Below are 24,695 nucleotides of genomic sequence, written 5' to 3'. Positions count from 1 at the left end.
CGTGGTGACGAGCGCCACATGGAGGATCGCATGACGACCATGCTGATGGACCTTTCCAGCGCCTGGGACGTCCTGGACGACGTCTCCCTGCCCAAGGGCTACCGCGTAGAGAGCACGGACGGAAAGATCATCATGACGCCCCGGGGCGAGAGTCGGCCCGACGTCCTCATCGAGGCTGCCCCTCAGATCAAGAAGCAGCTCGCGGGCCACGGCAAGGCGCTGTCCGACGTCATGATCGATTTCCCGTCGAGCCTTTACGGCTACGCTCCCCACCTGGCCATCATCGCCCCGGGCTCCGAGCGGAACAGGCGCGGGCGCTTCGAGTGGCACAGCCTGGAGGCCGTGCTGGAGATCATCTCGCTCAGCACGCGAGACAACGACTTCGAAAAGAAGCTCCGGATGTACGCGGAGTGCGCGATCCCGCTCTACGTGATCATCGACCCGTCCGAGAACGTCTGCACCGTGCACAGCGGGCCCGCCCGCACCGGCGTCTACGCCGGGCGGGAGACGATCCCCTTCGGCGAGGACCTCGTCCTGCCCCTCGAAGGGCGCGAAATCATCGTGAGGACCGACGGCTTCCCCCGCTCCGGGGACTGAGCGCGCCGCACCCACCGGTGGGTGCGGCGCAGGGGCGTCCGGGGCGTCCGGGGCGTCCGGGGCGTCCGGGGCGTCCGGGGATGCTACGGGCCGGCAGGGACGTTCGGCTTTGCGTCGCCCTGAGGAGCGTTCGCCGCGCCGGTCGGGCCCGTCGCCGCGAGGACCGCGTCGACCGTCTCCCCGACCGTCCGGTCCGCGTTGTCGATCCAGACGCCCTCGCCGGAGAGTTCGGCGCGCATGGCCTCGTCCAGGAAGGCCCAGTTCGTCGTGAGCCTCTTGTGGCGGGCGTTGTTGCGCTCCCACGCCTTGTCCGGGCCCGGGGCCGGGATCACCACGTGGAGCGGGACCGTCCCGGCGTGGGCGCGGTAGAAGTCCAGGTGGGAGCGGCGTACGACCACGTCGTCGAGGACCGGCGGGAAGCCCGCCGCGGCGAAGCCGCCCGCGAGCAGGCAGGCGTTGCGGGCGCGCAGCAGGACCTGGCGGTCCGCCTCCGGGTCGCCGTCCGGGACCGGCCAGTGGCAGCCCCGGACGATCAGTTCCTGGAGGCGGTCCACCTCGATGTGCGCGGCGCGGGCGAAGCGGGCCGCCAGGGCCGCCGCGACGGTGGACCTCCCGCTCCCGGGGATGCCTGCCGGCAGGACGGCGCCGGGGGCGGGCGCGGCGCCGTCGACGGTGACGTTCTCGAAGGTCACGCGGAGGGATGCCCCTCTCGGCGGCGTGCGGTCACAGGGGCTTGACGCAGTGGCCCGGCCTCCCCGGGGAGCCGGTCACGTACTCGGGGCGCAGGAGGTAGTCCCCCGGTCCGCAGGAGGGTCCGTCCTCGACGCGGTACTCGGCGGACGCCGAACCGCAGTCCACCTTCCGGAGCGCCTGGTCGGGCCAGTCGACCGTGTTCTCGACGCAGTCGCCGACGGAGAGCCCCGGCCGGCCGGCGTCGTCGTCGGAGCCCGCGAGCAGTCCGATGAGGGCGAGCACCGGAACGGCCGCCACGAGGAGCGTGAGCGGGACGAGCACCAGCAGGGCGGGCGCGCGGAGCAGCACCCGCCGGCCCGGGTCCAGGGGCGGCCGCAGGGCGCCGTACGGCTCGGGCAGGCGCCGGAACGCGGCGCGGGCGCCGAAGACGTTCCCGAGGACGACGAACGGCGTGAAGAAGAACGACAGGAGGCCCCACCAGCCGGTCACCAGGGTGTTCGAGGTCATCCGCCGGTAGACGGCGAGGCCGCAGGTGCGGCAGAAGACGCCGCGCCGGGTGACCGTGCGCATGATGATGATCATGCCCTGGTGGGAGCGGACGGTCGCCGCCACCGCGGGCCCCGCACCGCACACCTCGCACCCTCCCGGGGCGGCCGCGCCGTGGGGCGGGTACCCCTGTCCGTGAGGTCCCGGCGGCGCGTAGGGGCCCGGTGGCACGTGAGGTCCCGACGGCGCGTAGGACTGCGGCGGCTGCCCGTACGGATGGGGCGGCTGCCCGTACGGCTGCTGCGGTTGCCCGTACGGCTGCTGCGGCGGGTACGGAGATCCGTGGGGCCCCGGCCGCCCGTACGGCTGCGGTGGCTGCGGATGGGTCATGGTGTCGCTCCCCCGTTCGGCATCGGCACCAGCACCTTAGCCTCCGGTCCCCGAACGGCCTTCCTCCGTACGGACGTCAGCGCCACCCCTCCCACGAGCAGGACGGCCGCGCACCAGCGGAGCGGGCTCATGCCCTCCCCCAGGAACAGCGCCGCCGAGGACATGCCGAAGACGGGGACGAGGAGGGAGAAGGGGGCGACGGAGGAGGCCGGGTGGCGGCGGAGGAGCCAGCCCCAGGCGCCGAAGCCGAAGACGGTCGTGATCCAGGCGACGTAGACGATGACGCCCGCGCCGGCCCAGTCCAGGTTCCGCAGGGCTTCGAGGTCCCGCTCGGGTCCCTCCAGGAGGAGGGAGAGGGCCAGCAGCGGCAGGACCGGCACCGTGCTGACCCAGACCATGAAGTTGAGCGCGTCGGGCGGGGCGGCCCTGCGGGTCAGGACGTTGGAGACGCCCCAGCAGGCCGCCGCGGCGATCACCAGGGCGAAGCCGGTCGTGGAGGCCGCCGCCCCCTCGTCGACGGCGGCGACGCCGATGCCGGCCAGGGCGACCGCCATACCGGCGAGCTGGAGCCGCCCCGGGCGTTCGCCGAGGACGGCGAAGGCGAAGAGGGCGGTGAAGACGGCCTGGACCTGGAGGACGAGGGAGGAGAGCCCGGCCGGGGCGCCGAGGTCCATGCCGGTGAAGAGCAGGCCGAACTTGGCGACGCCGAGGGCGAGTCCGACGCCCACGATCCACTTCCACGCGACCTTCGGACGGCCGACGAGGAAGACCGCCGGCAGGGCGGCGACGAGGAAGCGGAGGGCGGAGAAGAGCAGCGGCGGGAAGTGGTCGAGGCCGATCTCGATGACGACGAAGTTGACGCCCCAGACGGCGGCGACCAGGACGGCGAGGACGACGTGGGAGGGGGCGAAGCGGTCCGGGCCGGAACCGGCCGGAGCGGTGGGTGCGGGGTGCATGCGGTCGAGCATGGCCGCCGCCGACCGTGTAGCACCAGCACGGGTTCCTTCATGGTGGAATGAAGCGTTCCTTCATCCACCTCCTCCGTCCGGGAGATGTCCGTGCTGGACCTCGGCCGCCTTCGCGCCCTGCACGCCGTCGCCGTCCACGGCAGCGTCGGCGCCGCCGCGACCGCCCTCGGCTACACCCCGTCCGCCGTCTCGCAGCAGATCGCGAAGCTGGAACGGGAGACCCGTACGACCCTGCTCGAACGCAGCGGACGCGGTGTCCGTCTCACCGACGAGGCCAACCAACTCGCCGACACGGCAAGGAAGTTGCTCATACTCGTCGAGGAGGCCGAGGTACGGCTCGAAGAGCGGCGCGACCGGCCCGCCGGACGGCTCGCGATCGGCTGCTTCGCGAGCGCGGCGCGCGGTCTGATGCCCCGGGCGCTCGCGGAGCTGGCCGGGCTCCACCCCGAGCTCGACGCCCGCCTCTCGGAGGTGGAGCCGCACCTCTCGGTCGACCTGGTGGCGCGGGGCGTGCTCGACCTGGCGGTGGCGCACGACTGGGACATCGCGCCGCTCCCGGCGCCCCCGGGGGTCGAGCAGGCGGTCATCGGGGACGACCTGTGCGACCTCCTCGTCCACCGGGACCACCCGCTGGCGGCGCGGGGACCGGTGCGCCGGGAGGAGCTGGCGGCGGAGCGGTGGATCGCGCAGCCGCCGGGGACGGTCTGCCACGACTGGCTGGTGCGGACGCTGCGGGCGACGGGGTACGAGCCGCTGATCGTCCACCGGGCGGAGGAGAACCACACGCAGGTGGCCCTGGTGGCGGCCGGTCTGGGCATCGCCCTGGTGCCGCGCCTGGGCCGGGGGGCGCTGCCGCCGGAGGTGGTGCCGGTGCGGCTCGACCCGGTGCCGACGCGGCGGCTGTACGCGGTGTGGCGGACGGGCGCGGCCCGGCGCCCGGCGATCCGGGAGACGGTCCGCACGCTCCGGGAGCTGTGGCCCGCGATCACCGCCGCCGGGTGAACCCGGCCCGCGCCGGGAGCCCGCCGGGACCCCGCCGGACGGCCCCGGCCCGTGCGCCGGACCCGTCTCCGGGATGACCCGGCCCGCCCGCCGGGCTCGCTCCCCGGGACGGCCCCGGTCCCCGCGCCGGGCGTACGCCGGGTGAGGTGCGCGCGGGCGATTCCTGCGCGGATCCTTGACCTGGCAGTTACTTTCGGGCTATCCGTGACTCCTTGGAAGTTTCCTTCAACCTCGCACGGCCGGAAGGAGCACCAGTGCACCACCGCGCCACCGCACCCTCCCCCTCCCCTTCCTGCTCTCCCTCCCGACGCACCCTCCTCACGGTGACCGCCGCGGCGGCCGCGGCCGCCGTCACCGGCGCCACCGCCCCCGCGGCCCACGCGGCCCGCGCGGAGACGAGCGACCGCGGGCTCCGCCGGATCATCGACCGCATGTCACTGGAGGAGAAGGTCGGCCAGCTCTTCGTGACGCGGGTGTACGGGCACTCCGCGACCGACCCCGACCCGTCCGACGCCGACGCCAACCTCGCCGAGTTCGGGGTCCGTACGGCCGCCGAGCTGGTCGAGCGCTACCACGTCGGCGGGATCATCTACTTCGCCTGGGCCCACAACACCCGCGACCCGCACCAGATCGCCGCCCTCTCCAACGGCATCCAGCGGGCCGCCCTCGCCCGGCCCCGTCCCGTCCCGGTGCTCATCTCCACCGACCAGGAGCACGGCATCGTCTGCCGGGTCGGCAAGCCGGCCACCCTGCTGCCCGGCGCGATGGCCCTCGGCGCCGGCGGCTCGCGCGCCCACGCCCGCGAGGCCGCCCGGATCGCGGGCGCCGAACTCGCCGCCCTCGGCATCCGCCAGAACTACGCCCCGGACGCCGACGTGAACGTCAACCCGGCCAACCCGGTCATCGGCGTCCGCTCCTTCGGCTCCGAACCCGGCGCGGTCGCCGGTCTCGTCGCCGCCCAGGTCGGGGGGTACCAGGGCGCCGGGGTCGCGGCCACCGCCAAGCACTTCCCGGGCCACGGCGACACCGCCGTGGACAGCCACTACGGGCTGCCGACCATCACCCACACCCGGGAGCAGTGGGAGGAGCTGGACGCCCCGCCGTTCCGGGCCGCGATCGCGGCCGGCATCGACTCGATCATGACCGCCCACATCGTGGTCCCCGCGCTCGACCCGAGCGGGGACCCGGCGACCCTGTCCCGGCCCGTCCTCACCGGCATCCTGCGCGAACGGCTGGGCTACGACGGCGTGGTGGTGACCGACGCGCTCGGCATGGAGGGCGTGCGCACCAAGTACGGCGACGAGCGGGTCCCGGTGCTCGCCCTGAAGGCCGGGGTGGACCAGCTCCTCAACCCGCCGAGGCTGGACGTGGCCTGGAACGCCGTCCTGAAGGCCGTACGGGACGGCGAACTGGCGGAGGCCCGGCTCGACGAATCGATCCTGCGCATCCTGCGCCTGAAGGCGAGGCTGGGCCTGTTCCGGCAGGCGTACGTGGCGCCGGAGGGCGTCGACCGGACGGTCGGCACCCGTTCCCACCTGGCGCGGGCCGACCGGATCGCCGAGGCGACCACGACCCTGCTCCGCAACGAGGGCGGTTTCCTGCCCCTGCGGCCCTCCCGCCACGGCTCGGTCCTGGTCGTCGGCGCCGATCCGGCCTCGCCCTCCGGCACCACCGGGCCGCCCACCACCACCCTGGCGACGGCCCTGGGCGAACTGGGGTTCACCGCGACCGCGCTCTCCACCGGGACCGCGCCGACGGCCGCGCGGATCGAGGAGGCGGTGGCGGCGGCGGCCGGCCGGGACGTGGTGGTCGTCGCCACGTACAACGTCACCGCGACCGGCACCCAGCGCACCCTGGTGGCGCGGCTGGTGGCGACCGGGGTGCCCGTGGTGACGATCGCGATCCGCAACCCGTACGACGTCGCCCGTCTGACGGGCCAGCGGGCGACCCTGGCCACGTACTCCTGGACCGACGTGGAGCTCCGGGCCGCCGCGAGGGTCCTGGCCGGGCGGGCGGAGCCCCGGGGCCGCCTCCCGGTGCCGGTGCGGAGCGCGGACGATCCGGAGCGGACGCTGTACCCGGTCGGGTACGGCCTCTCGTACCGCTGACGGACGAGGAGGGGGTGCGCCCGGACGGGCGCACCCCCTCACTCCGTTCCGGTGGGGATCACGGCCTCAGGCCGTGCTCCCGCGTCGCCTCCTCGTCGACCGCCCGGTCGAGGCGGGCGTCGAAGCGGGCCAGCGGCTGCGCCGCCCGGACGGCCGGGGCGGGGACGCCGGCCCAGGCCAGGATGCGGGCGGTGGCGTTCTCGCGCTCGGCGTCGACGAGCCCGGCCACGTTCGCGCCGTGGTTCGCGCCCGGCGCGGTGTAGACGTAGCTGTCGCGCGCGCCCTTGCCGAGGTGGAACGGCTCGGAGCCCCACGGGTCGTTGCCGCCGTAGACGAACAGCATCTGGTGCGCGTTGTTGCGGACCCAGTTGTCGACGTCCCGCATGGCCTGCGGCTGGAACTTCATGGGGATCTCGCGCGGCACGAAGTTGCGGGCCGGCTGGTAGCCGTAGCGGCTGAGGCCGTCGAGGTGCGGCTGCCGGATGCTGGGCGAGCCGAGCTGGGTCGCCGCCTGGTAGTAGTACGGCGTGTAGCCCTCCAGCCCCTGGTCGGTGTAGGCGGCCCAGCCGGAGTAGGCGTCGATCGTGTCGTAGACGACGTCGTCGCTCGCGGTCCTCGCGTCCGGGATCCGGTCGCAGACGTCCTCGCCGTAGTACTGCCAGAAGCCCCAGACGAAGTCGAGGACGACGGCCTCGTACGCCTTGTCGAGGGTGCCGATCGTGTTGAAGGTGGCGCCCTCGGTCGCGGCCCACTCCTTGTACTTCTTCTCCAGCGGCGCGCGGCGGACGAGGGCCTCGCGCTGCAGGGCGTTCAGGCGGTCGCGGCACTCCTTGGTGCCGACGTTCGCGAAGAACCGGTCGTAGGCCGAGTCCTCCTTCTCCACCACGTCGTTCGGGGCGACGTAGGCGACGACGCCGTCCATGTCGCGCGGGTAGAAGCGCTCGTAGTAGGTGGCGGTCATGCCGCCCTTGGAGGCGCCGGTGGAGAGCCACTTCTTGCCGTAGATCTTCTTCAGGGCGGTGAAGATCCGGTGCTGGTCGCTGGCGGCCTGCCAGATGGTGAGCTTCGACCAGTCGGCCGGCTGCGGCCGGGACGGGGTGAAGAAGCGGTACTCCATGGAGATCTGGTTGCCGTCGACGATGCGGGTCGGCTCGGCCCGGCTCGGCGTGGTGCTCAGCCCGTAGCCGCTGGTGCGGAAGACGGTGGGGCGGTCCGTGTCCTTGTGGAGGACCGAGATCCGCTGCTGGAACGTGCCCTTCCACGGGCGCGCGTGATCGATCGGCTGTTCGTAGTTCAGGACGAAGAAGCGGTACCCGGCGTACGGCTTCTCCTCGATCAGGGTCATCCCGGGGATCGCCAGGATGCGGTCCTTGATGTCCTCGGCGGTCTCCCCGCTCTGCGGGCCGGTGACGGACGTGCTGCCGGTGTCCGTGTCCGCGGCGGTGGCCACGCCGGCCGGGCCCACGGTGCCTATGAGCACCGAAAGCGACAGCAGCAACCTGAGCGACTTGCGCATGCACCCTCCCCTTGGTTCACAACGGTGACGTGAACCTAGCGGGGGCAACGTGGGGACCGCCAGCCCCAGTTGGTCCTTACGGCGGGACGTTCCCGCACATCAGCACAGAATCCACCCGGTGGACGTCCCCTTCCCGGCCACCGAACCCGACGCCCGGACGCAGCGGTGCAGGGCGTGGACGGTGACGGGCCCGGTCTGCCGGTCGAACCGCCCGCTCCGGACGGCGGCGCGCCCGCCGCGCGGCTGGAGCGAGACGGCCATCGGCACCCGGGGGCCGGGGCGCCGGGCGACGGTGACGGCGCACACGTACTGCCGGGTCCGGTAGAGGCGCAGCTCCCCGGTGGGGAAGGCGACCGTCCGGCTGGGCCGCCCCTGGCAGACGGAGACGGCCTCGGCGGTGCCGGAGCCGGGGCCGGGCACGGGGAGCAGGATCAGGGCGAGGGCCGCGAGGAGGGGCGCGAGGGCTCTGGCGGCGGACCGCCGGACAGGCCGTGCGGTCGTGTCGTCCATGGCCATGCGGGTCCCCTCCCGTGCGAAACGCCGTACAGGCGTACGGTTCTACGACGCCCCCGGTCCCCGAACGGTTGCCCCGGGGCCGGGCGCCCGGCCCCCGAACGGTCGCCCCGGGACCGGGCGGACCCGCCCGGTCCCGGGCCTCGGACCGCTCACCGCCGGGTCCGGACCCGTCCGCCGTCGGGCCCGGACCCGTCCGTCGTCAGGCCCGGACCCGCTCCGGCTCCGCCTCCCCCGCGAAGGTCTTCCAGAGCTCCGCGTACCGTCCGCCCAGGGCGAGGAGTTCGCCGTGGGTGCCGTCCTCCACGACCCGGCCGTGGTCCATGACGACCACCCGGTCCGCGCGGGCCGCCGTGGTCAGGCGGTGGGCGACGACGAGGGTCGTGCGCGACCCCGCGCCCGGCGCGGAACCGGAGGCGCGGCGGCCCGCGAGCCGGTCGGTGGCCCGGTTGACCTGGGCCTCGGTCGCCAGGTCCAGGGCCGCCGTGGCCTCGTCCAGGAGCAGGATGTCGGGGTCGACCAGTTCCGCGCGGGCGAGGGCGATGAGCTGGCGCTGCCCGGCGGAGAGGTTCCGGCCGCGCTCGGCCACCTCGTGGAGGTAGCCGCCGTCCAGCGTGGCGATCATGTCGTGCGCGCCGACCGCGCGGGCCGCCGCCTCCACCTCGGCGTCGGTCGCCCCGGGACGCCCGTAGGCGATGGCGTCGCGGACCGTCCCGGCGAAGAGGTACGCCTCCTGGGGGACGACGCCGAGCCGGTGCCGGTACCCGGCGAGGTCGAGGTCCCGCAGGTCGGTGCCGTCGACGGTGACCCGGCCGCCCGTCGGGTCGTAGAACCGCGCGACCAGCTTGACCAGGGTGGACTTCCCGGCGCCGGTCTCGCCGACGAAGGCGACGGTCTGCCCGGCGGGGATGCGGAGGTCGACGCCGGTGAGGGCGGTCTCCTTCTTCGTGGTCCCGTCCTCTCCCCCGTACGCGAAGGAGACGTCCTCGAAGGCGATCTCGCCGCGCAGCGGGGGCACCTCCAGGGGCGCGTCGGCGGCGGCCGTCGAGGTCGGCTCCTGGAGGAGTTCCCGCATCCGCCCGAGCGAGACGGTGGCCTGCTGGTAGCCGTCGAAGACCTGGGAGAGCTGCTGCACGGGGGCGAAGAACAGGTCGATGTAGAGGAGGTAGGCGACGAGCGCGCCGGTGGTGAGCGTGCCCGCCTCGATCCGGTGCGCGCCGACGATCATGACGGCGGCGGCGGCGACCGAGGACAGCAGCGTCACGAACGGGAAGTAGACCGAGATCAGCCACTGGCCCCGGACGCGCGCCTCGCGGTAGGAGTCGCTGCGCCCGGCGAACCGGGCCGCGCCCGCCCGCTCGCGGCGGAACGCCTGCACGATCCGGAGCCCGGAGACCGACTCCTGGAGGTCGCCGTTGACGACGCTGATCCGCTCGCGCGCCAGCTCGTACGCCTTCACGCTGGAGCGGCGGAAGAAGTACGTGGCGACGGCGAGGACCGGCAGGGTCGCGAAGACGACCAGGGCGAGCTGGAGGTCGAGCACGAGCAGCGCGACCATGATCCCGAAGAAGGTCACGACGGAGACGAAGGCGGTGACCAGGCCCGTCTGGAGGAAGGTGGACAGGGCGTCCACGTCCGTCGTCATCCGGGTCATGATCCGGCCGGTGAGCTCGCGCTCGTAGTAGTCCAGGCCGAGCCGCTGGAGCTGGGCGAAGAGCTTCAGGCGCAGCGCGTAGAGCACCCGCTCGCCGGTGCGGCCGGTCATCCGGATCTCGGCGGTCTGCGCGGCCCACTGCACGAGCACGGTGACCAGGGCGAGCGCGGAGGCCGCCCAGACGGCGCCGATCGCGAGCCGGTTCACGCCCTCGTCGATGCCGTGCCGGATGAGGACGGGGAGCAGCAGGCCCGCGCCGGCGTCGAGGGCGACCAGGCCGAGGCTGACGAGCAGCGGGAGCCCGAAGCCCCGGAGCAGCCGGCGCAGTCCGTACGACTCCTCGGGGGCCACGGCCCGCGCCTCGTCCACGTCCGGGGTGTCGGTGGCGGGCGGCAGGGCCTCGACGGCGGCGAGCAGTTCGGGGGTGGCCCCGGGCGGGGCGCTCTCCCGGTCCGCGGCCCCGTTCCGTTCCCACAGGGCGGGGGTGACGCCCCGCTCGGCGTCGAACTCGGCGTCCAGCTCGTCCCGCAGCGCGTGGTCGTCCTCGGCGGGCCCGGTCGGCGCGGGGTGGCCGGGCGAGGCGGCGCCCAGCTCCTCGGGGTCGGTGAGCAGGCGGCGGAAGAGCGGGGAGCGCTCCTCCAGCTCGGCCTGGGTGCCGATGTCCGCGAGGCGCCCGCCGTCGAGGACGGCGATGCGGTCCGCGAGGTGGAGGGTGGAGCGGCGGTGCGCGATCAGCAGGGTGGTGCGGCCCGCCATCACCGACTTCAGGGCCTCGTGGATCTCGTGCTCGACCTTGGCGTCCACGGCCGAGGTGGCGTCGTCGAGGAGGAGCAGCCGGGGGTCGGTGAGGATCGCGCGGGCGAGCGCGACGCGCTGGCGCTGGCCGCCGGAGAGGGTGAGGCCGTGCTCGCCGACCTTGGTGTCGTACCCCTCGGGCAGCTCGGCGATGAACCGGTCGGCCCGGGCGGCGCGGGCGGCGGCCTCGACCTGCTCCTGGGTGGCCTCCGGGAATCCGTACGCGATGTTGGCGCGGACGGTGTCGGAGAAGAGGAAGGAGTCCTCGGGGACGAGCCCGACGGCGGCGCGCAGGGAGTCCAGGGTGAGGTCGCGGACGTCGTGGCCGCCGACGAGGACGGCGCCGCGGGAGACGTCGTAGAAGCGGGGCAGGAGGAGCGAGACGGTGGACTTGCCGGAGCCGGAGGCGCCGACGACGGCGACGGTCTCGCCGGGGCGGATCTCCAGGGAGAAGCCGTCGAGGACGGGGGTGCCGCCCTCGTACGCGAAGGACACGTCGTCGAACTCGACGGTGGCGGGGGCGTCGGCCGGCAGCTCCTCCGTGCCGTCCCGGATGACCGGCTCGGTGTCGATGAGGTCGAGGACCCGGTCCACGCCGGCGCGGGCCTGCTGGCCGACGGTGAGGACCATGGCGAGCATGCGGACCGGGCCGACGAGGGAGGCCAGGTAGGCGGAGAAGGCGACGAAGGTGCCGAGGGTGATCTCGCCGCGGTAGGCGAGCCAGCCGCCGAGGGCGAGGACGGCGACCTGGCCGAGGGCGGGCACGGCCTGGAGGGCCGGGGTGTACCTCGCGTTCAGCCGGATCGTCCGCAGCCGGCCGGCGAACAGCTTCCGCCCGGCCTCGCGGATCTTGCCGGTCTCCTGGTCCTCCTGGCCGAAGCCCTTGACGACCCGGACGCCGGTCACGGCCCCGTCGACGACGCCGGCGACGACGCCGGCCTGCTGCTGCGCGTGCCAGGTGGCGGGGTGGAGGCGGGCCCGGCTGCGCTTGGCGATGTACCAGAGCGCGGGGGCGACGGCGAGCGCGACGAGGGTGAGCGGGACCGACAACCAGGCCATGACGGCCAGCGAGATGAGGAAGAGCAGCACGTTCCCGACCGTCATCGGGAGCATGAAGAGGAGCCCCTGGATGAGCTGGAGGTCGCTGGTGGCCCGCCCGACGACCTGCCCGGTGGACAGTTCGTCCTGCCGCCGCCCGTCGAGCCGGGTGATGGTGGCGTACATGTCGGTGCGCAGGTCGTGCTGAACGTCGAGGGCGAGCCGTCCGCCGTAGTAGCGGCGGACGTAGGTGAGGAGGTAGACGAGGACGGCGGCGCCGATCAGGAACCCGGTCCAGGTGGCGAGGGACCGGGTCCTCGTCCCGATGACGTCGTCGATGATCACCTTGGTGACGAGCGGCACGAGGGCGAGCACCGCCATGCCGAGGAGGGACGACCCGAGCGCGAGGATCACGTTCGCCCTGTACCGCCAGGCGTAGCCCGCGAGCCGCCGGGCCCAGCCCTGTTGTTTCTCCCCGACCGCCGCCACGTGGTGCCTCCCGTTCGTCCTGTTCTGCCGGAAGGCCCAACACGGCCGACGTGCGATTTCATCCCGCCGTCACGAAGCCGGGACGGAAGTCGGAGGAGGACTCGGTCTCCGGTCCCGGTCCCTCCGGGCGGACGGGTGGCGGCGGCGCGGGATGGGTAGGGAGGCCCGGAGCCGCCGGCCGGCGGCCTCGCGGACGGACCGGAGGGGAGCACGTGGGACGGGTCGAGGACGGCAGGCCGTACGGATGGGGGCGGCTGCACGCGGCGCTCCAGGTCCTGGAGGGGCTGGGGGAGGGGCGGACGGCCCTGGGCCTGTCCCCGGAGCTGAGGAAGACGACGAACACCCCCCGGAACAACTTCGAGCTCCTCCTGCAAAAAGCGGGGCGTCATCTCCTCCTCGCCCGGGAGAGGGGCGGCCCCCATGCCGAGGCCGCCGCGGTGGTCTTCGGGGACGTGGCCGGGCTGGTGGCCCCGGAGCGGATGTCCCGCGACGGCCTGAAGCAGCGGGAGGTCGCCGAGTTCCACCAGGGGTACGCGCACCAGCTCGGCCTGTACCGCGAGAAGTGGGGCGCGCTGGTGCCCTGAGGGCGCGACGCGGCGGGCGGCGGGCCTTCCGGATCAGGCCGTCCCCGGTGGGGCGACCCACTGGGTCGGCTGGCCCGTGACGCGGGCGACGGTCTCGAAGTCCTTGTCGTAGTGGAGGAGCGTGAGGCCGGTCAGTTCGGCGGTGGCGGCCACGAGGAGGTCGACCGGGCCGGCGCTGCGGTGCTCGCCCTGGTTGGTCAGCATCTGCTGGACGCGGCGGGCGCGGGGGCAGACGCCGTCGGGGACGGGGGTCCAGTTGAAGAGCTGGGCGAGGAGGTCTTCCTTCGCGAGCCGGTCGTTGGCGGACCGGGCCGAGTAGAGGATCTCCAGCTCGGTGAGGTCGCAGAGGCCGACGGTGCCTTCCGTCAGGTGCTTGACCCACTCCTCCTGGACATGCTTCCTGGCCAGGATCCTGACAGCGGCGGACGTGTCCACGAGGTGGGTGACCGGGCTCACCGGCGGTAGTTCCTCTTGTCCATGAGGATGTCGAAGTCCCCGCGATCCGCCATCGCCGTCAGTCGCTCCAGCGCCCGCAGCCGCTTGTGCCGCCGCGCGACCTCCAGCAGAGCCGCGTTGACCGTGTCCTTCTTCGTCTTCGTCCCCAGTATTTCGGCGGCCTCGGCCAGAGCCTCGTCGTCGACCTCGACGTAAAGATTCGACATGGCACATCCTCCCTATGCTGGCGACACAAAGAGGATATGCACCACGGAAACGACGCGGCAAACGCCGTTCACTCACAGGTGCGTCGGCTCGAACATCCTCAGGAGCGCCGGGAGGACGACCACCGAGGGGCCCGGGGTCGCGAGGGCCTTCGCCAGGTCGGCGGCCAGGGTGTCGGGGGTGGTGAGGACGCCGGGGACGCCGAAGGATTCCGCGAGGGCGACGAAGTCCGGGCGGGTCAGCTCGGTGCCGGTGGCCTCGCCGTACGCGTCGGTCATGTACGCGCGCAGGATGCCGTACCCCCCGTCGTCCACGATCAGCCACGTCACGTCGATCCCGTGCTGCTTCGCCGTGGCCAGCTCCGCGAGCGAGTACATCGCGCCGCCGTCGCCGGAGACCGCCAGGACCGGCCGGGAGGGGTCGGCGACGGCCGCGCCGAGGGCGGCGGGGAAGGCGTAGCCGAGGCCGCCGGCGCCCTGGGCGGAGTGCATGGTGTTCGGGTGCCGGGCGTCGAAGGCCGACCACGCCCAGTACGCGAGGATCGTCATGTCCCAGAAGCTCGGGGACCGGTCCGGAAGCGCCTCGCGCACGGCGGCGACGACCCGCTGCTCCAGGTCGAGGTCCTGCGCGGCGATCCGGTCCCGGACCTTGCCGAGGACGGCCGCGACCCGCTCGGGGGCGGTCGGGTCGGTGCGCTCCCCGACCGTCTCCAGGAGGGCCTGGAGCGCGAGCCGGGCGTCGGCGTGGATGCCGAGCGCCGGGTGGTTGGACTCCAGCTTCCCGGCGTCCGCCTCGATCTGGATCACCCGGCCGCGCGGGGCGAAGGTGTGGTAGTTCGAGGACAGCTCCCCGAGCCCCGAGCCGACCACGAGGAGGACGTCGGCGTCCTCCAGGAAGTCGGTGGTGTGCCGGTCCTCCAGCCAGGACTGGAGGGACAGCGGGTGCGTCCAGGGGAAGGCGCCCTTGCCGCCGAAGGTGGTGACCACGGGCGCGTCGATCCGCTCGGCCAGGGCCCGCAGCTTCCCCGACGCGTCGGAGCGGACGACCCCGCCGCCCGCGATGATCACGGGCCGTTCGGCGCCCGTGAGCAGATGGGCCGCAAGGGCCGTCAGCTCGGGGCGCGGGACGACGTCCTCGGGGGTCGCGTCCATCGCGGTGACCACCGGCAGGACCGTCTCCGCCGCGAGCACGTCCTGCGGGACCTCCACCCAGACGGGCCCGTGCGGGGCGGTGAGCGCCGACTCCCAGGCGGCGGCGATCGCGGAGGGGATCTGGGAGGGCGTGCGGGCCGTGTGGACGGACTTCACGACGTCCCGGAAGGACGCCCGCTGGTCGCGCAGCTCGTGCAGGTGGCCGTGCCGGCCGCCGCCGAGCCCGGCCGCCGGGACCTGGGCGGCGATCGCGACGACGGGGGCGGAGGCGGCGGCCGCCTCCTGGAGCGCGGGGAGCGACATGAGGGCGCCGGGTCCGGCGGAGAGCAGCAGCGGGGCCGCCTCGCCGGTGATCCGCCCGTACGCGTCGGCGGCGAAGCCCGCGTTGTTCTCGGCGCGCAGGCCGACGTACCGCAGGGAGGAGCGGCGCAGCGCGTCGAACATCCCGAGCGCGTGCTGCCCCGGCAGGCCGAAGACGGTGGTCGCGCCGAGCCCGGCCAGGGTCTCGATCACCAGGTCGCCGCCGGTCCGCCCCGGGGGCGGGTTCAGGGCCGCCTCGGTCTGGGCGGGCGTGGGGCGCAGGACCAGGTCGTGGTCGTGGGTCATGGCGGGTCCCTCGGGGCGGTGGTGTGGTGGGGCGGGTACGGCCGACAGCCACAAGTGTCGCGCGGGACGGGATCGCGCCCCGCCCCGCGCGTCCGTCGGCTACTGCACCGCGCGGCCCGCCGCGATCTGCCGGGCCATGATCGTCGTCAGCTCGTACGCCGTGTGGGAGGCGGCGACGGCGGTGATCTCGGCGTGGTCGTAGGCCGGGGCGACCTCGACGACGTCGGCGGAGACCAGGTTGCAGGAGGAGAGGCCGCGCAGGATCTCCAGGAGCTCGCGGGAGGTCATGCCGCCCGCCTCGGGGGTGCCGGTGCCGGGCGCGTGGGCCGGGTCGAGGCAGTCGATGTCGATGGAGATGTACAGCGGGCGGTCCCCGATGCGCTGGCGGAGCTGGTCCGCGACCTCGTCGGCGCCGCGCCGGTAGACGTCGGCGGAGGTGACGATGCCGAAGCCCATCTTCTCGTCGTCGGTGAGGTCCTGCTTGCCGTAGAGCGGGCCGCGCGTGCCGACGTGCGACAGCGCCTCGGTGTCGAGGATGCCCTCCTCGACGGCCCGGCGGAACGGGGTGCCGTGGGTGTACTCGGCGCCGAAGTACGTGTCCCAGGTGTCGAGGTGCGCGTCGAAGTGGAGCAGGGCGACCGGGCCGTGCTTCTTGGCGACCGAGCGGAGCAGCGGGAGCGCGATGGTGTGGTCGCCGCCGAGGGTCATCATGCGGGCGCCGGTGCCGAGGAGTTCGTCGGCGGCGGCCTCGACGGTCTCGACGGCCTCGTTGATGTTGAACGGGTTGGCGGCGATGTCACCGGCGTCCGCGACCTGCGCGAGGGCGAACGGGGAGGCGTCCTGCGCCGGGTTGTACGGGCGGAGCAGGCGGGACGCCTCGCGGATGGCGTTGCCGCCGAAGCGGGCGCCGGGGCGGTAGGAGACGCCGCTGTCGAAGGGGACGCCGACCACGGCGACGTCGGCGGTGCCGACCTCGTCCAGGCGCGGCAGCCGGGCGAACGTCGCGGGACCGGCGTACCGCGGGACGCGGGACGAGTCGATCGGGCCGCGGAAGGCGTTCTGGTCGCTGCTGCTCATGGTCGGGTCCTCCGGGGGGGCGAGGGGGTTGTCCGGACGGGTTCTCCGGCTTGGTTCTCCGGCACGACGGTAGGCGCCGGGAAAGCGGCGCAGAAGTGTGCGTTTCCTCCACTGTACGAGCGTCTGGTGTACGAAGGGTCCATGAGCACCCGCCCCGCCGACCCCGGCTCCCCGCCCGCTCCCCCGGTCCCGCTCACCGCGCTGCTCGCCCGCCGGGACCTGGGCCTGCGGCTGCTCGCCGGACCCGGGGACGCCTCCCTGCACTGGGTGCACACCTCGGAGATGGCCGATCCGTACCCGTACCTGCTCGGCGGCGAGCTCCTGATGACGGCGGGCGTGCAGCTCGCCGATCCGGCGCGGTACGTGGAACGGGTGGTGGAGGCCGGGGCGGCGGCGCTCGCCTTCGGGGTGACACCGGTGTACGACACGGTCCCGGCGGAGCTGGTCGACGCCTGCGCCCGCGCGGGGCTCCCCCTGCTCGAAGTCCCGCCGCGCACCCCGTTCACGGCGGTGGCGCGGGCGGTGTGGCGGCTGATGGCGGAGGCCCGGCTGCGCGAGCTGCGCCGGGTGACGGAGGCGCAGCAGTCCCTGGCGACGGCGGCGGCCCGGCCGGCCCCGGTCCCGGCGGTCCTCGGCGCGCTCGCCTCGCGGCTGGGCGGCCGGGCGGTCCTGTTCGGGACGGACGGCGCGGTGGCGGCGGCCGGCCCGGAGGTTCCGGCGGAGGCGGCGGGGGGACTCGCGGAGCTGGCGGGGCTGGTCTCCGGCGGGCCGGGCGGACCGGCCTCGGCGAGCGGGGAGGCGGAGGGGCTGCGGCTCGCCGCCTACGCGCTGGGCGGCGGGGACGGCCCGGCGCTCGGCGTGGCGACGGAACGGCTCGGCCCCGGCGACCACACGATCGCGGGCGTCGCGGCGGTCCTGCTCTCCCTCCTGACGGCCCCGCACCGGGGCGCGGACGCGGCGGCGCGGGACGGGGCCCTGGTCCGGCTGCTCCTGGGCGCCTCCCCGGCGGAGGCGGCGGCCGCCTTGGGTCCGGGCCCGTGGACGGTGGTCCACGCGCGGGGCGGCGACGGCACCCCGTTCGCGGCGGCGGACCTGGCGGCGTCGCTGGGGACGGGACTGGTGGAGACGGAGGGCGCCCCCGGGGCCGGGGAGGGGAACGCGACGGCAGCCCTGGCAGAGGCCCTTGGGGAGGCAGGAGCGGCCCGTGTCTCCGGGGCGGCCCCCGCCTCCGTACGACTCCTCCTGCCCGCTTCCGTCCCCGTCACCGCCCGGCCCGGCTGGTTTCTGGGCGTCTCCGCCCCGGTCGCGGCCGGGGACCTCCCCGCCGCCGACCGGCAGGCGGCGCGGGCCCTGCGCCGGGCGGAGGCCACCCGGTCGGCGCTCGTGCGCCACCGGCCGGGCGGCCTCGCGGCCCTCGTGGACCCGGACGAGGCCGCCGCCCACGCCCGGACCCTCCTCGCCCCCCTGGACGAACCACTGAGGGAGACCCTGCGCGCCTGGCTCTCCCTGCACGGCAACTGGGACCGCACGGCGACCGCCCTGGGGATCCACCGCAACACCGTCCGCCAGCGCATCACCCGCTGTACGGCGCTCCTCGACCGGGACCTGGACGACCCGGACGTACGGATGGAGCTGTGGTTCGCGCTCGGATGAGGCTGTGAACCAGCGGACCAGCGGATCAGTGGAGCTTGTTCACGGCCGTCTTCGTCGTCGTGCGGAAGGCGGTCAGCGGGGCGTCCGCGAGGTCGCCCATCTGCCCCCAGCGGACCAGGGTGACGGTGCGGCCGTCGCGGCCGACGGAGAAGAGGTGGATGTCGGTGGTGCCGATCTGCGGGTCGGCGGTGTCCAGGCTGTAGACCCAGGCGCCCTCCTCCACGGCGAGCTTGCCGTGGTACGCGCTGACGGCGTCCAGGCCCGGGTTCTGCTGTTCCAGCAGGGGCCCGCAGCCCGCGAGGGACTTGCGGAGGGTGTCGACCAGCTTCACGGCGTCGACCTCGGTGGGGGCGACGGTGGTGATCTGGACGCCGTTGGTGTCGAGTTCGGTGGTGAACTCGCGGTAGCGGGTGTTCCGCGCCGGGATCTTGTACGGGGCGCAGAGGGCGCCGCCGTTCTCCGGGACGCCGGTGAAGACCTGGGTGGCGGTCCACGGCGTCGACGCCGGCGGCATCTGGGAGGCGGCCAGGAAGGCGGGCTGGGCGGCTGCCTGCGCCGGGGCCGTGGCGAGGGCCGCGAGGCCCAGGGCGGCCGCGGCGGCGGTGGCGAGTGCGGTACGGATCTTGTGCATGGTGGTGGGTCCCCCGTCGGGTGGTGCGGTCAGTGCTCCACCAGCGTCGGGCCGGCGGCCCGTCGCCCGCAACGGTGACGCGTCCTCCGCCCGTCCCGGAACCATCCCACCCCGGCTGACGTGCAAGGACGTGAGGCGTGGGACGCGGGGTCGAGGGGGATGGAATGCCGGAGGACGACAGGGTCGGGGAGTTCGCGCGGCGCGTGCGCGCGCTGAAGACGCGGGACGGGAGGAGTTACGAGGCGCTGGGCCGGCGCCTGGGCGTCGGCGCGTCCACCCTCCACCGCTACTGCTCGGGCGCGACCGTCCCGGAGGGGTTCGCCGTGGTCGACCGCCTCGCCCTGCTGTGCGGGGCGGACGAGGAGGAGCGGCGGGCCCTGGAGGCGGCCTGGACCCGCGCGGACGCCGCCCGCCGCCCGGCGGCACCGGAACCCGGCACGGGGCCGGCGCCCGGGACCGGACCGGAGCCCGCGCCGGTCCCGGAGCCCGCACCGGAACCCGCGCACGCGCCCGTACCGGGCCTCCCGCCCGAGCGGCGGAGGCGCCGGTGGGCAGGGGCGGGCCTGGTCGGCGGGGCGCTGGCCGTCGTGGGGGCGGTGACCCTCGGAGCCGTACTCCTGCCCGGGAAGGCCCGGGAGCGGGCCGCCGGACCGGCGGCGCCGCTGACCTGGACGGTCGCCTCGGACCTCTGGAAGAACGGGTGCGGGCACACCTACCTCGTGGAGCGGACGCCCCCTCCCCCGCCGGAGGCGGCCGACGCGCGGAGCTGGGCGGCGGCGCGGGGGGCCGTGGACGGCGGGGAGACCCTGGTGCGGGTGTCGGTGCAGGGGAAGGGCGCGGCGGCGGTGGTGCTCCAGGCGCTGCACGTGCGGGTGGTGGAGCGGGGGGCGCCGCTGCCGTGGGCGGCGTACCGGATGGACGAGGGGTGCGGCGGGGCGGTGACGCCGCGTCGTTTCGAGGTGGATCTGGACCGGCCCCGGCCGGTGGCGCGGGCGGTGGACGGGTACGACGCCTCCGGGCGGGAGGGCCGGACGCTCCCGGCGGTCTCCTTCCCGTACGCGGTCGACGCCGCCGAACCGGAGGAGCTGCTGGTCTCGGCGGGGACGACGGGGTGCGACTGCCGCTGGTACCTGGAGCTGGAGTGGAGTGCGGAGGGGCGCCGGGGCACGGTCCGGATCGGGGACGAGGACGGCGCACCCTTTCGGACGAGCGGGGCGGAGGGGCGGCCCGTGTTCGGGTACGACTCCGTGGGGCGTGCCTGGATCACAGGCGGGGAGTCTGGACAGGGCGGGTGACCGCTGGGTAACTTCGTTGACGACAGACTGAGCAAGCGCTTAGGCATTTGGGCCCGCACACCGGAGGAGTCGCACCGTGCGCCGTACCGTATTCAACGAGGACCACGAGGCGTTCCGGGAGACCATCCGGGCCTTCATCGAGGCCGAGGTCGTCCCCGTCTACGACGAGTGGTTCGCGGCCGGCCAGGCGCCCCGCGACTTCTACTACAAGCTCGGCGAGCTGGGCGTCTTCGGCATCAACGTGCCCGAGGAGTTCGGCGGCGCGGGTCTGGACACCCACAAGTTCGAGGCGGTCCTCTACGAGGAGACCGCCCGCGCGGGCGTCCAGTTCGGCGGCTCCGGCGTCCACGTCCTGCTCGCCCTGCCGTACATCAAGATGCTGGCCACCGAGGACCAGAAGAAGCGCTACCTGCCGAAGTTCGTCAGCGGCGAGGAGATGTGGGCGCTCGCCATGACCGAGCCGGGCACCGGCTCCGACGTCGCGGGCATGAAGACCACCGCCAAGCTCTCCGAGGACGGCACCCACTACGTCCTCAACGGCGCCAAGACCTTCATCACCGGCGGCGTCCACGCCGACCGCGTGATCGTCTGCGCCCGCACCTCCGCCCCGAGCGCCGAGGACCGCCGCTTCGGCATCTCCCTCTTCGCCGTGGACACCAAGTCCGAGGGCTACTCCATCGGCCGCAAGCTCGACAAGCTGGGCCTGCGCACCTCCGACACCGCCGAGCTGGCGTTCGTCGACGTGAAGGTGCCCGTCGAGGACCTGCTCGGCGAGGAGGGCAAGGGCTTCTCCTACCTCGGCCACAACCTGGCCTCCGAGCGCTGGGGCATCGCCTTCGGCGCCTACGCCCAGGCCAAGGCCGCGATCCGCTTCGCGCAGCAGTACGTCACGGACCGCACGGTCTTCGGCAAGCCGGTCGCCTCCTTCCAGAACACCAAGTTCGAGCTGGCCGCCTGCCAGGCCGAGGTCGACGCCGCCGAGGCCGTCGCGGACCGCGCCCTGGAGGCGCTGGACGCGGGCGAGCTGACCCCGGCCGAGGCCGCGAGCGCCAAGCTGTTCTGCACCGAGGTCGCCCACCGCGTCATCGACCGCTGCCTCCAGCTCCACGGCGGCTACGGCTACATGAACGAGTACCCGATCGCCCGCCTGTACGCCGACAACCGCGTCAACCGCATCTACGGCGGCACCAGCGAGATCATGAAGTCGATCATCGCGAAGTCGATGGGCCTGTAGGTCCACGTGCCCGAAGCGCACGACGTCCGGGGCGCCCGGGGCGGCCCGGACGCCCCCGGCGGCGCCCCGGACACCCCCGGCGCCCTGGACGCCCTGCTCGATCTGCTCGACCTGGAGCGGATCGACCGGGACATCTTCCGGGGGCGCTCCCGGTCCTCGCTCGTCCCCCGCGTCTTCGGCGGCCAGGTGGCCGCCCAGGCGCTGGTGGCGGCGGGCCGCACCGTGCCCGCCGACCGCCTCGCCCACTCCCTGCACGCGTACTTCCTGCGCCCCGGGGACCCGGGCGCGCCGATCGTGTACGCGGTCGACCGCATCCGCGACGGCCGCTCCTTCACCACCCGCCGGGTCGTCGCCGTCCAGCACGGGCAGCCGGTCTTCCACCTCTCCGCCTCCTTCCAGGCGTACGAGGAGGGGCTGGACCACCAGGCGGACATGCCGGCCGCGCCGGACCCGGAGTCGCTGCCGACGGCCGGGGAGACGCTGCCCCGGCACCTGCCGGCGGAGGTCGCGGAGCGCCTTCTGGAGGCACGGGCGGCCGTCGACCTGCGGTACGCGGACACCCCGCCGTGGGGTTCGGTCGGGGAGCCGCGCGAACCGCGCTCGCAGGTGTGGTTCCGCACCCGCGGCAAGCTGGCCGACGGCCCCCTGCTGCACGTCTGCCTGGCGACGTACGTCTCCGACATGACGCTGCTCGACTCCGTCCTGCTCGCGCACGGGCGGGGCGGCTGGGCCGTCGGGGACGTGGTGGGGGCCTCCCTCGACCACGCGATGTGGTTCCACCGGCCCTTCCGGGCCGACGAATGGCTCCTCTACGACCAGGAGTCCCCCACCTCGTCCGGCGGGCGCGGCCTCGGTCAGGCCCGGATCTGGACGCGGGACGGAAAGCTGGCGATCTCGGTCATCCAGGAGGGTGTCGTTCGCGTACCGCGCCGATGACCGGGCATACGTTCCGACCATGGCGCAGAAGGCGAAGGACGGGAACGGCGAGAGCACCTTCACCGTGATCGTGGCGGCGGCGGCGAACCTCGGGATCGCCGTAGCCAAGGCCGTGGCGGGGCTCATCAGCGGATCGAGCGCGATGATGTCGGAGGCGGCCCACTCGCTCGCGGACACCGTCACCGAGGTCATGCTGCTCACGGCGCTCAGACGGAGCGGGAAGCCGGCCGACGAGGACCATCCGGTCGGGTACGCGGGCGAGCGGTACGTCTGGGCGATGCTGGCGGCCGTCGCGACCTTCGTCGGCGGCGCGGTCTTCTCCGTGTACGACGGGATCCACACCCTCACCCAGGGCGAGGAGCTGGGCGATCCGCTCGTCTCGTACATCGTCCTCGCGGTCGCCTTCCTCCTGGAGGGCTTCTCGCTGCGGACCGGGATCAGGCAGGTCGCGGCCGAGGCGAAGGAGCGGGGGACGCCCTTCCTCACCTATCTGCGGCACACCCCCGACACCACCGTGAAGGCCGTCGTCATGGAGGACTCGGCCGCCCTCGCCGGACTGCTGCTGGCGGCGGGCGGCCTGCTCGGCGGGCAGCTGACCGGTTCCGGCGTCTGGGACGGCGTCGCCTCGGTCCTCATCGGCCTCCTGCTGGTGTACGTGGCCTGGGTCCTCGGGCGCTCCAACGCCGAACTCCTCGTCGGCCGCCCGCTGCCGGAGGAGATGCGGGACGCGGTGCGCGAGGAGCTGCTGTCCGTCCCGCAGGTCGCGGACGTCGTGGACCTGCTGACCCTCATCCAGGGGCCGGGCGAGGTCCTGGTCGCCGCGAAGATCGACTTCCGGGACGGCGTCCCGGCCGAGGAGGTCGAGCGGGCCTGCGAGGAGGCCGAGCACCGGCTCCGCGCGCGCGTGCCCGCCGTCCGCCGGGTCTACCTGGACCCGACGCCCGGCCGGGGGGAGCGCCGGGCGGTCCGCTGAACCCGGCGCGCCGCCGTCAGTCCAGGCCGGCCGCGTGGAGCAGGTACGCGGTCAGCGGCTCGTAGGAGCGGGGGTCCACGACGTGGTCGTCGAGGGGGATCGTGACCTGCATCGTGCCCTCGGCCTCGCCCAGGAAGAGGGCGGGGTCGTTGCAGTCCGCGTAGCCGAGGGAGTCGATGCCGCGCTGGCCCGCGCGCCCGGCCCAGCCGTGGTCCGCGACCACCAGGTCGGGCGCGGGCTCGCCCAGGACCTCCAGGCCGTCCAGGATCGCGTTCATCGGCTCCGGGGAGTGGGTGTGCCAGAGGCTGGCGCCCCGTTCGAAGACGGCGACGTCCGCGAACTGCACGACGTACCCCTCGTCCGCGGTCAGGCCGCCGGGGATGCGGACGATGTCGCAGCCCCGGGCGCGCAGGGCCGACGCGACCCGGCTGTGGACGTCGATGAGGGAGCCGGGGTGGCCGGTCGCGAAGAGGACCCGCTCGCCTCCCCCGGCGGCCTTGCGCAGCCGGGCGGCCATCCGGTCGAGGGCGTCCACGGTCAGCTCGGGGTCGATGGTGTCCTGGCCGCTGCGGTGGGCGGGGTCGTCCACGACGCCGCACCGCTCGGCCATCACGGCGAGCACGTCCTGCTCGTCGGTCCAGCGGTCGCCCAGCTCCAGGCCGAGCCAGTAGTGCCGGTCGCCGTTGGCGAGTTTCCGGTAGTGGGAGAGGTTGTTGTCGCGCGGGGTGGCGACGTCTCCCGCGATCCGGGTGCGGACGAGGTGCTCGACGAGGGCTTCACGGCTGAGTATCGGCATGGGGCTCATTCTGCCGGTCGGAGGCCCCGGCGTGCCGGACGACCGGATCACCGGAAGGCCGGAAGGCCGGAAGGCCGGGCCGCCGGACTCCCGGCCCCGGACCACCGGCCCCGGACCACCGGCCCCCGGACCGTCGGCTCCTGGACCACCGGGCCCCGCCCGTCCTCCCCCTCAGCCCGCCAGCGCCCCGAAGGCCCCGTGCGCCAGCCGCCGCAGCAGCTCCTCCACGGGCCGGCGGCCGGCCGCCGCCAGGTGCGGGGTGGAGTTCAGGAGCCCGAAGACCGCGTGGACCGCCGTACGGGCCTCGCCCTCGGAGACGTCCGGGTACAGCTCCCGCACCGCCGTCACCCACAGCTCCGCGTACTGCCGCTGGAGCTTGCGCACCCGCTTGCGGTCCTCGTCCCTGAGCCGGTCCAGCTCCCGGTCGTGGAGGATGATCAGCGGCCGGTCGTCCAGGGCGAAGTCGATGTGCCCGTCGATGAGGGACCCGAGCAGGGCCTCCGGGTCGCCGCCCGCCTCCCCCACCCGCAGCCGGCCGCCGTCGAGGAGCCGCTCGCTGATGCCGACGAGCAGTTCGGCGAGCATCGCGTCCTTGCCGGGGAAGTGCCGGTAGAGCCCGGGGCCGCTGATGCCGACGGCGGCCCCTATCTCGTCCACGCCCACGCCGTGGAACCCGCGCTCGGCGAAGAGACGGGCAGCCTCCTTGAGGATCTGCTCGCGCCGCGTGGGGGCGTCGGTCCTGACGCCGGCGGTCGTAGTCGTGGCCATGTACACCATCCTAGACAAGCCGGTTAGCGGTCGTTAACCTGTGCGCCAGACGTTAACGCTCACTAACCGGGCGGCCCGTTAA

General features: G+C 74.2%; 22 protein-coding genes. 9 read left to right on the top strand and 13 right to left on the bottom strand.

All coding sequences use genetic code 11. From position 1 onward, the window contains the following. Positions 1 to 30 precede the first annotated feature (30 nt). Complete coding sequence (locus ACFYZY_RS13275) at positions 31 to 597, top strand: Uma2 family endonuclease (protein ID WP_388692949.1); 567 nt, start codon at positions 31 to 33, stop codon at positions 595 to 597. 83 nt (positions 598 to 680) lie between these two features. Here ACFYZY_RS13275 and ACFYZY_RS13270 read toward each other — a convergent pair whose 3' ends face one another. The 3 genes from ACFYZY_RS13270 to ACFYZY_RS13260 form a co-directional block, all read right to left on the bottom strand. Then, positions 681 to 1,289 carry a phosphotransferase gene (locus ACFYZY_RS13270; protein WP_388692947.1) on the bottom strand — a complete coding sequence of 203 codons (609 nt, stop codon included), beginning with the start codon at positions 1,287 to 1,289 and terminating at the stop codon, positions 681 to 683. A 31-nt stretch (positions 1,290 to 1,320) separates the two neighbouring features. Continuing rightward, entirely contained in the window at positions 1,321 to 1,902 is a 582-nt protein-coding gene (locus ACFYZY_RS13265; protein ID WP_388692945.1) for a hypothetical protein, read from the bottom strand. 260 nt (positions 1,903 to 2,162) lie between these two features. Beyond that, entirely contained in the window at positions 2,163 to 3,122 is a 960-nt protein-coding gene (locus ACFYZY_RS13260) for an EamA family transporter (protein WP_388692943.1), read from the bottom strand. A 102-nt stretch (positions 3,123 to 3,224) separates the two neighbouring features. On the opposite strand from ACFYZY_RS13260, the gene ACFYZY_RS13255 reads away from it, so the two are divergent. Next, complete coding sequence (locus ACFYZY_RS13255; RefSeq protein WP_388693206.1) at positions 3,225 to 4,136, top strand: LysR family transcriptional regulator; 912 nt, start codon at positions 3,225 to 3,227, stop codon at positions 4,134 to 4,136. Between the two features lie 254 nt (positions 4,137 to 4,390). Continuing rightward, the gene (locus ACFYZY_RS13250; RefSeq protein ID WP_388692942.1) at positions 4,391 to 6,244 is read left to right on the top strand and encodes a glycoside hydrolase family 3 protein; all 1,854 of its coding nucleotides are present in this window, start codon (positions 4,391 to 4,393) and stop codon (positions 6,242 to 6,244) included. 58 nt (positions 6,245 to 6,302) lie between these two features. Here the strand turns inward: ACFYZY_RS13250 and ACFYZY_RS13245 are convergent, their stop codons facing one another. The 3 genes from ACFYZY_RS13245 to ACFYZY_RS13235 all read right to left on the bottom strand — a co-directional run bounded on the left by ACFYZY_RS13245 (position 6,303) and on the right by ACFYZY_RS13235 (position 12,249). Then, a complete protein-coding gene (locus ACFYZY_RS13245; protein ID WP_388692941.1) occupies positions 6,303 to 7,760 on the bottom strand; it encodes an aminopeptidase in 1,458 nt (485 codons plus the stop codon). Positions 7,761 to 7,859: 99 nt separating this feature from the next. After that, a complete protein-coding gene (locus ACFYZY_RS13240; RefSeq protein WP_388692939.1) occupies positions 7,860 to 8,276 on the bottom strand; it encodes a hypothetical protein in 417 nt (138 codons plus the stop codon). A 199-nt stretch (positions 8,277 to 8,475) separates the two neighbouring features. Then, positions 8,476 to 12,249 carry an ABC transporter ATP-binding protein gene (locus ACFYZY_RS13235; protein WP_388692937.1) on the bottom strand — a complete coding sequence of 1,258 codons (3,774 nt, stop codon included), beginning with the start codon at positions 12,247 to 12,249 and terminating at the stop codon, positions 8,476 to 8,478. Positions 12,250 to 12,461: 212 nt separating this feature from the next. Between ACFYZY_RS13235 and ACFYZY_RS13230 the strand changes: the two genes are divergently transcribed. Further along, on the top strand, positions 12,462 to 12,833 hold the full coding sequence (locus ACFYZY_RS13230) for a hypothetical protein (protein ID WP_388692935.1): 372 nt from the start codon (positions 12,462 to 12,464) through the stop codon (positions 12,831 to 12,833). A 33-nt stretch (positions 12,834 to 12,866) separates the two neighbouring features. On the opposite strand, the gene ACFYZY_RS13225 is transcribed toward ACFYZY_RS13230, so the two are convergent. The 4 genes from ACFYZY_RS13225 to speB form a co-directional block, all read right to left on the bottom strand. Then, positions 12,867 to 13,289, bottom strand: a complete 423-nt coding sequence (locus ACFYZY_RS13225; protein ID WP_388692933.1) for a PIN domain nuclease — start codon at positions 13,287 to 13,289, stop codon at positions 12,867 to 12,869. Then, positions 13,286 to 13,495: a type II toxin-antitoxin system VapB family antitoxin gene (locus ACFYZY_RS13220; RefSeq protein ID WP_388692932.1), complete on the bottom strand. Its 210-nt coding sequence runs from the start codon at positions 13,493 to 13,495 to the stop codon at positions 13,286 to 13,288. The genes ACFYZY_RS13225 and ACFYZY_RS13220 overlap by 4 nt, the downstream gene beginning before the upstream one ends. A 72-nt stretch (positions 13,496 to 13,567) precedes the next feature. Further along, complete coding sequence (locus tag ACFYZY_RS13215; protein WP_388692930.1) at positions 13,568 to 15,250, bottom strand: thiamine pyrophosphate-binding protein; 1,683 nt, start codon at positions 15,248 to 15,250, stop codon at positions 13,568 to 13,570. A gap of 99 nt (positions 15,251 to 15,349) precedes the next feature. Then, a complete protein-coding gene (speB, locus tag ACFYZY_RS13210; protein WP_388692928.1) occupies positions 15,350 to 16,327 on the bottom strand; it encodes an agmatinase in 978 nt (325 codons plus the stop codon). A gap of 141 nt (positions 16,328 to 16,468) precedes the next feature. On the opposite strand from speB, the gene ACFYZY_RS13205 reads away from it, so the two are divergent. Next, positions 16,469 to 17,980, top strand: a complete 1,512-nt coding sequence (locus ACFYZY_RS13205) for a PucR family transcriptional regulator ligand-binding domain-containing protein (RefSeq protein WP_388692926.1) — start codon at positions 16,469 to 16,471, stop codon at positions 17,978 to 17,980. A 25-nt stretch (positions 17,981 to 18,005) separates the two neighbouring features. Here the strand turns inward: ACFYZY_RS13205 and ACFYZY_RS13200 are convergent, their stop codons facing one another. Continuing rightward, on the bottom strand, positions 18,006 to 18,611 hold the full coding sequence (locus ACFYZY_RS13200) for a hypothetical protein (RefSeq protein ID WP_388692924.1): 606 nt from the start codon (positions 18,609 to 18,611) through the stop codon (positions 18,006 to 18,008). 164 nt (positions 18,612 to 18,775) lie between these two features. Between ACFYZY_RS13200 and ACFYZY_RS13195 the strand changes: the two genes are divergently transcribed. The 4 genes from ACFYZY_RS13195 (at position 18,776) to ACFYZY_RS13180 (ending at position 23,049) form a co-directional block, all read left to right on the top strand. After that, entirely contained in the window at positions 18,776 to 19,906 is a 1,131-nt protein-coding gene (locus ACFYZY_RS13195) for a helix-turn-helix domain-containing protein (RefSeq protein WP_388692922.1), read from the top strand. A 76-nt stretch (positions 19,907 to 19,982) separates the two neighbouring features. After that, entirely contained in the window at positions 19,983 to 21,140 is a 1,158-nt protein-coding gene (locus ACFYZY_RS13190) for an acyl-CoA dehydrogenase family protein (RefSeq protein ID WP_388692920.1), read from the top strand. An 84-nt stretch (positions 21,141 to 21,224) separates the two neighbouring features. Beyond that, a complete protein-coding gene (locus tag ACFYZY_RS13185; protein WP_388693204.1) occupies positions 21,225 to 22,076 on the top strand; it encodes an acyl-CoA thioesterase in 852 nt (283 codons plus the stop codon). 19 nt (positions 22,077 to 22,095) lie between these two features. Continuing rightward, positions 22,096 to 23,049, top strand: a complete 954-nt coding sequence (locus ACFYZY_RS13180; protein WP_388692918.1) for a cation diffusion facilitator family transporter — start codon at positions 22,096 to 22,098, stop codon at positions 23,047 to 23,049. Positions 23,050 to 23,065: 16 nt separating this feature from the next. Here the strand turns inward: ACFYZY_RS13180 and ACFYZY_RS13175 are convergent, their stop codons facing one another. Then, positions 23,066 to 23,845: a phosphatase gene (locus tag ACFYZY_RS13175; RefSeq protein ID WP_388692917.1), complete on the bottom strand. Its 780-nt coding sequence runs from the start codon at positions 23,843 to 23,845 to the stop codon at positions 23,066 to 23,068. A gap of 171 nt (positions 23,846 to 24,016) precedes the next feature. Next, positions 24,017 to 24,613 (bottom strand): TetR/AcrR family transcriptional regulator, encoded by a 597-nt coding sequence (locus tag ACFYZY_RS13170; RefSeq protein ID WP_388692916.1) that lies wholly within the window; start codon positions 24,611 to 24,613, stop codon positions 24,017 to 24,019. Between the last annotated feature and the right edge of the window lie 82 nt (positions 24,614 to 24,695).

The sequence above is a fragment of the Streptomyces sp. NPDC001744 genome, from assembly GCF_042892575.1.
In the GTDB taxonomy this organism is placed as follows: Bacteria; Actinomycetota; Actinomycetes; order Streptomycetales; family Streptomycetaceae; genus Streptomyces.
The sequence above is the reverse complement of the archived record's forward strand: the minus strand, read 5'-3'. Positions and strand labels throughout refer to the sequence as shown.

Excerpts from the sequence above, each read along its gene's own strand:
- ACFYZY_RS13275 (WP_388692949.1), top strand. The coding sequence starts at position 31 with ATGACGACCATGCTGATGGACCTTTCCAGCGCCTGGGACGTCCTGGAC.
- ACFYZY_RS13260 (WP_388692943.1), bottom strand. The coding sequence starts at position 3,122 with ATGCACCCCGCACCCACCGCTCCGGCCGGTTCCGGCCCGGACCGCTTC.
- ACFYZY_RS13245 (WP_388692941.1), bottom strand. The coding sequence starts at position 7,760 with ATGCGCAAGTCGCTCAGGTTGCTGCTGTCGCTTTCGGTGCTCATAGGC.
- ACFYZY_RS13240 (WP_388692939.1), bottom strand. The coding sequence starts at position 8,276 with ATGGCCATGGACGACACGACCGCACGGCCTGTCCGGCGGTCCGCCGCC.
- ACFYZY_RS13220 (WP_388692932.1), bottom strand. The coding sequence starts at position 13,495 with ATGTCGAATCTTTACGTCGAGGTCGACGACGAGGCTCTGGCCGAGGCC.
- ACFYZY_RS13215 (WP_388692930.1), bottom strand. The coding sequence starts at position 15,250 with ATGACCCACGACCACGACCTGGTCCTGCGCCCCACGCCCGCCCAGACC.
- speB (WP_388692928.1), bottom strand. The coding sequence starts at position 16,327 with ATGAGCAGCAGCGACCAGAACGCCTTCCGCGGCCCGATCGACTCGTCC.
- ACFYZY_RS13205 (WP_388692926.1), top strand. The coding sequence starts at position 16,469 with ATGAGCACCCGCCCCGCCGACCCCGGCTCCCCGCCCGCTCCCCCGGTC.
- ACFYZY_RS13200 (WP_388692924.1), bottom strand. The coding sequence starts at position 18,611 with ATGCACAAGATCCGTACCGCACTCGCCACCGCCGCCGCGGCCGCCCTG.
- ACFYZY_RS13195 (WP_388692922.1), top strand. The coding sequence starts at position 18,776 with ATGCCGGAGGACGACAGGGTCGGGGAGTTCGCGCGGCGCGTGCGCGCG.
- ACFYZY_RS13180 (WP_388692918.1), top strand. The coding sequence starts at position 22,096 with ATGGCGCAGAAGGCGAAGGACGGGAACGGCGAGAGCACCTTCACCGTG.
- ACFYZY_RS13175 (WP_388692917.1), bottom strand. The coding sequence starts at position 23,845 with ATGCCGATACTCAGCCGTGAAGCCCTCGTCGAGCACCTCGTCCGCACC.
- ACFYZY_RS13170 (WP_388692916.1), bottom strand. The coding sequence starts at position 24,613 with ATGGCCACGACTACGACCGCCGGCGTCAGGACCGACGCCCCCACGCGG.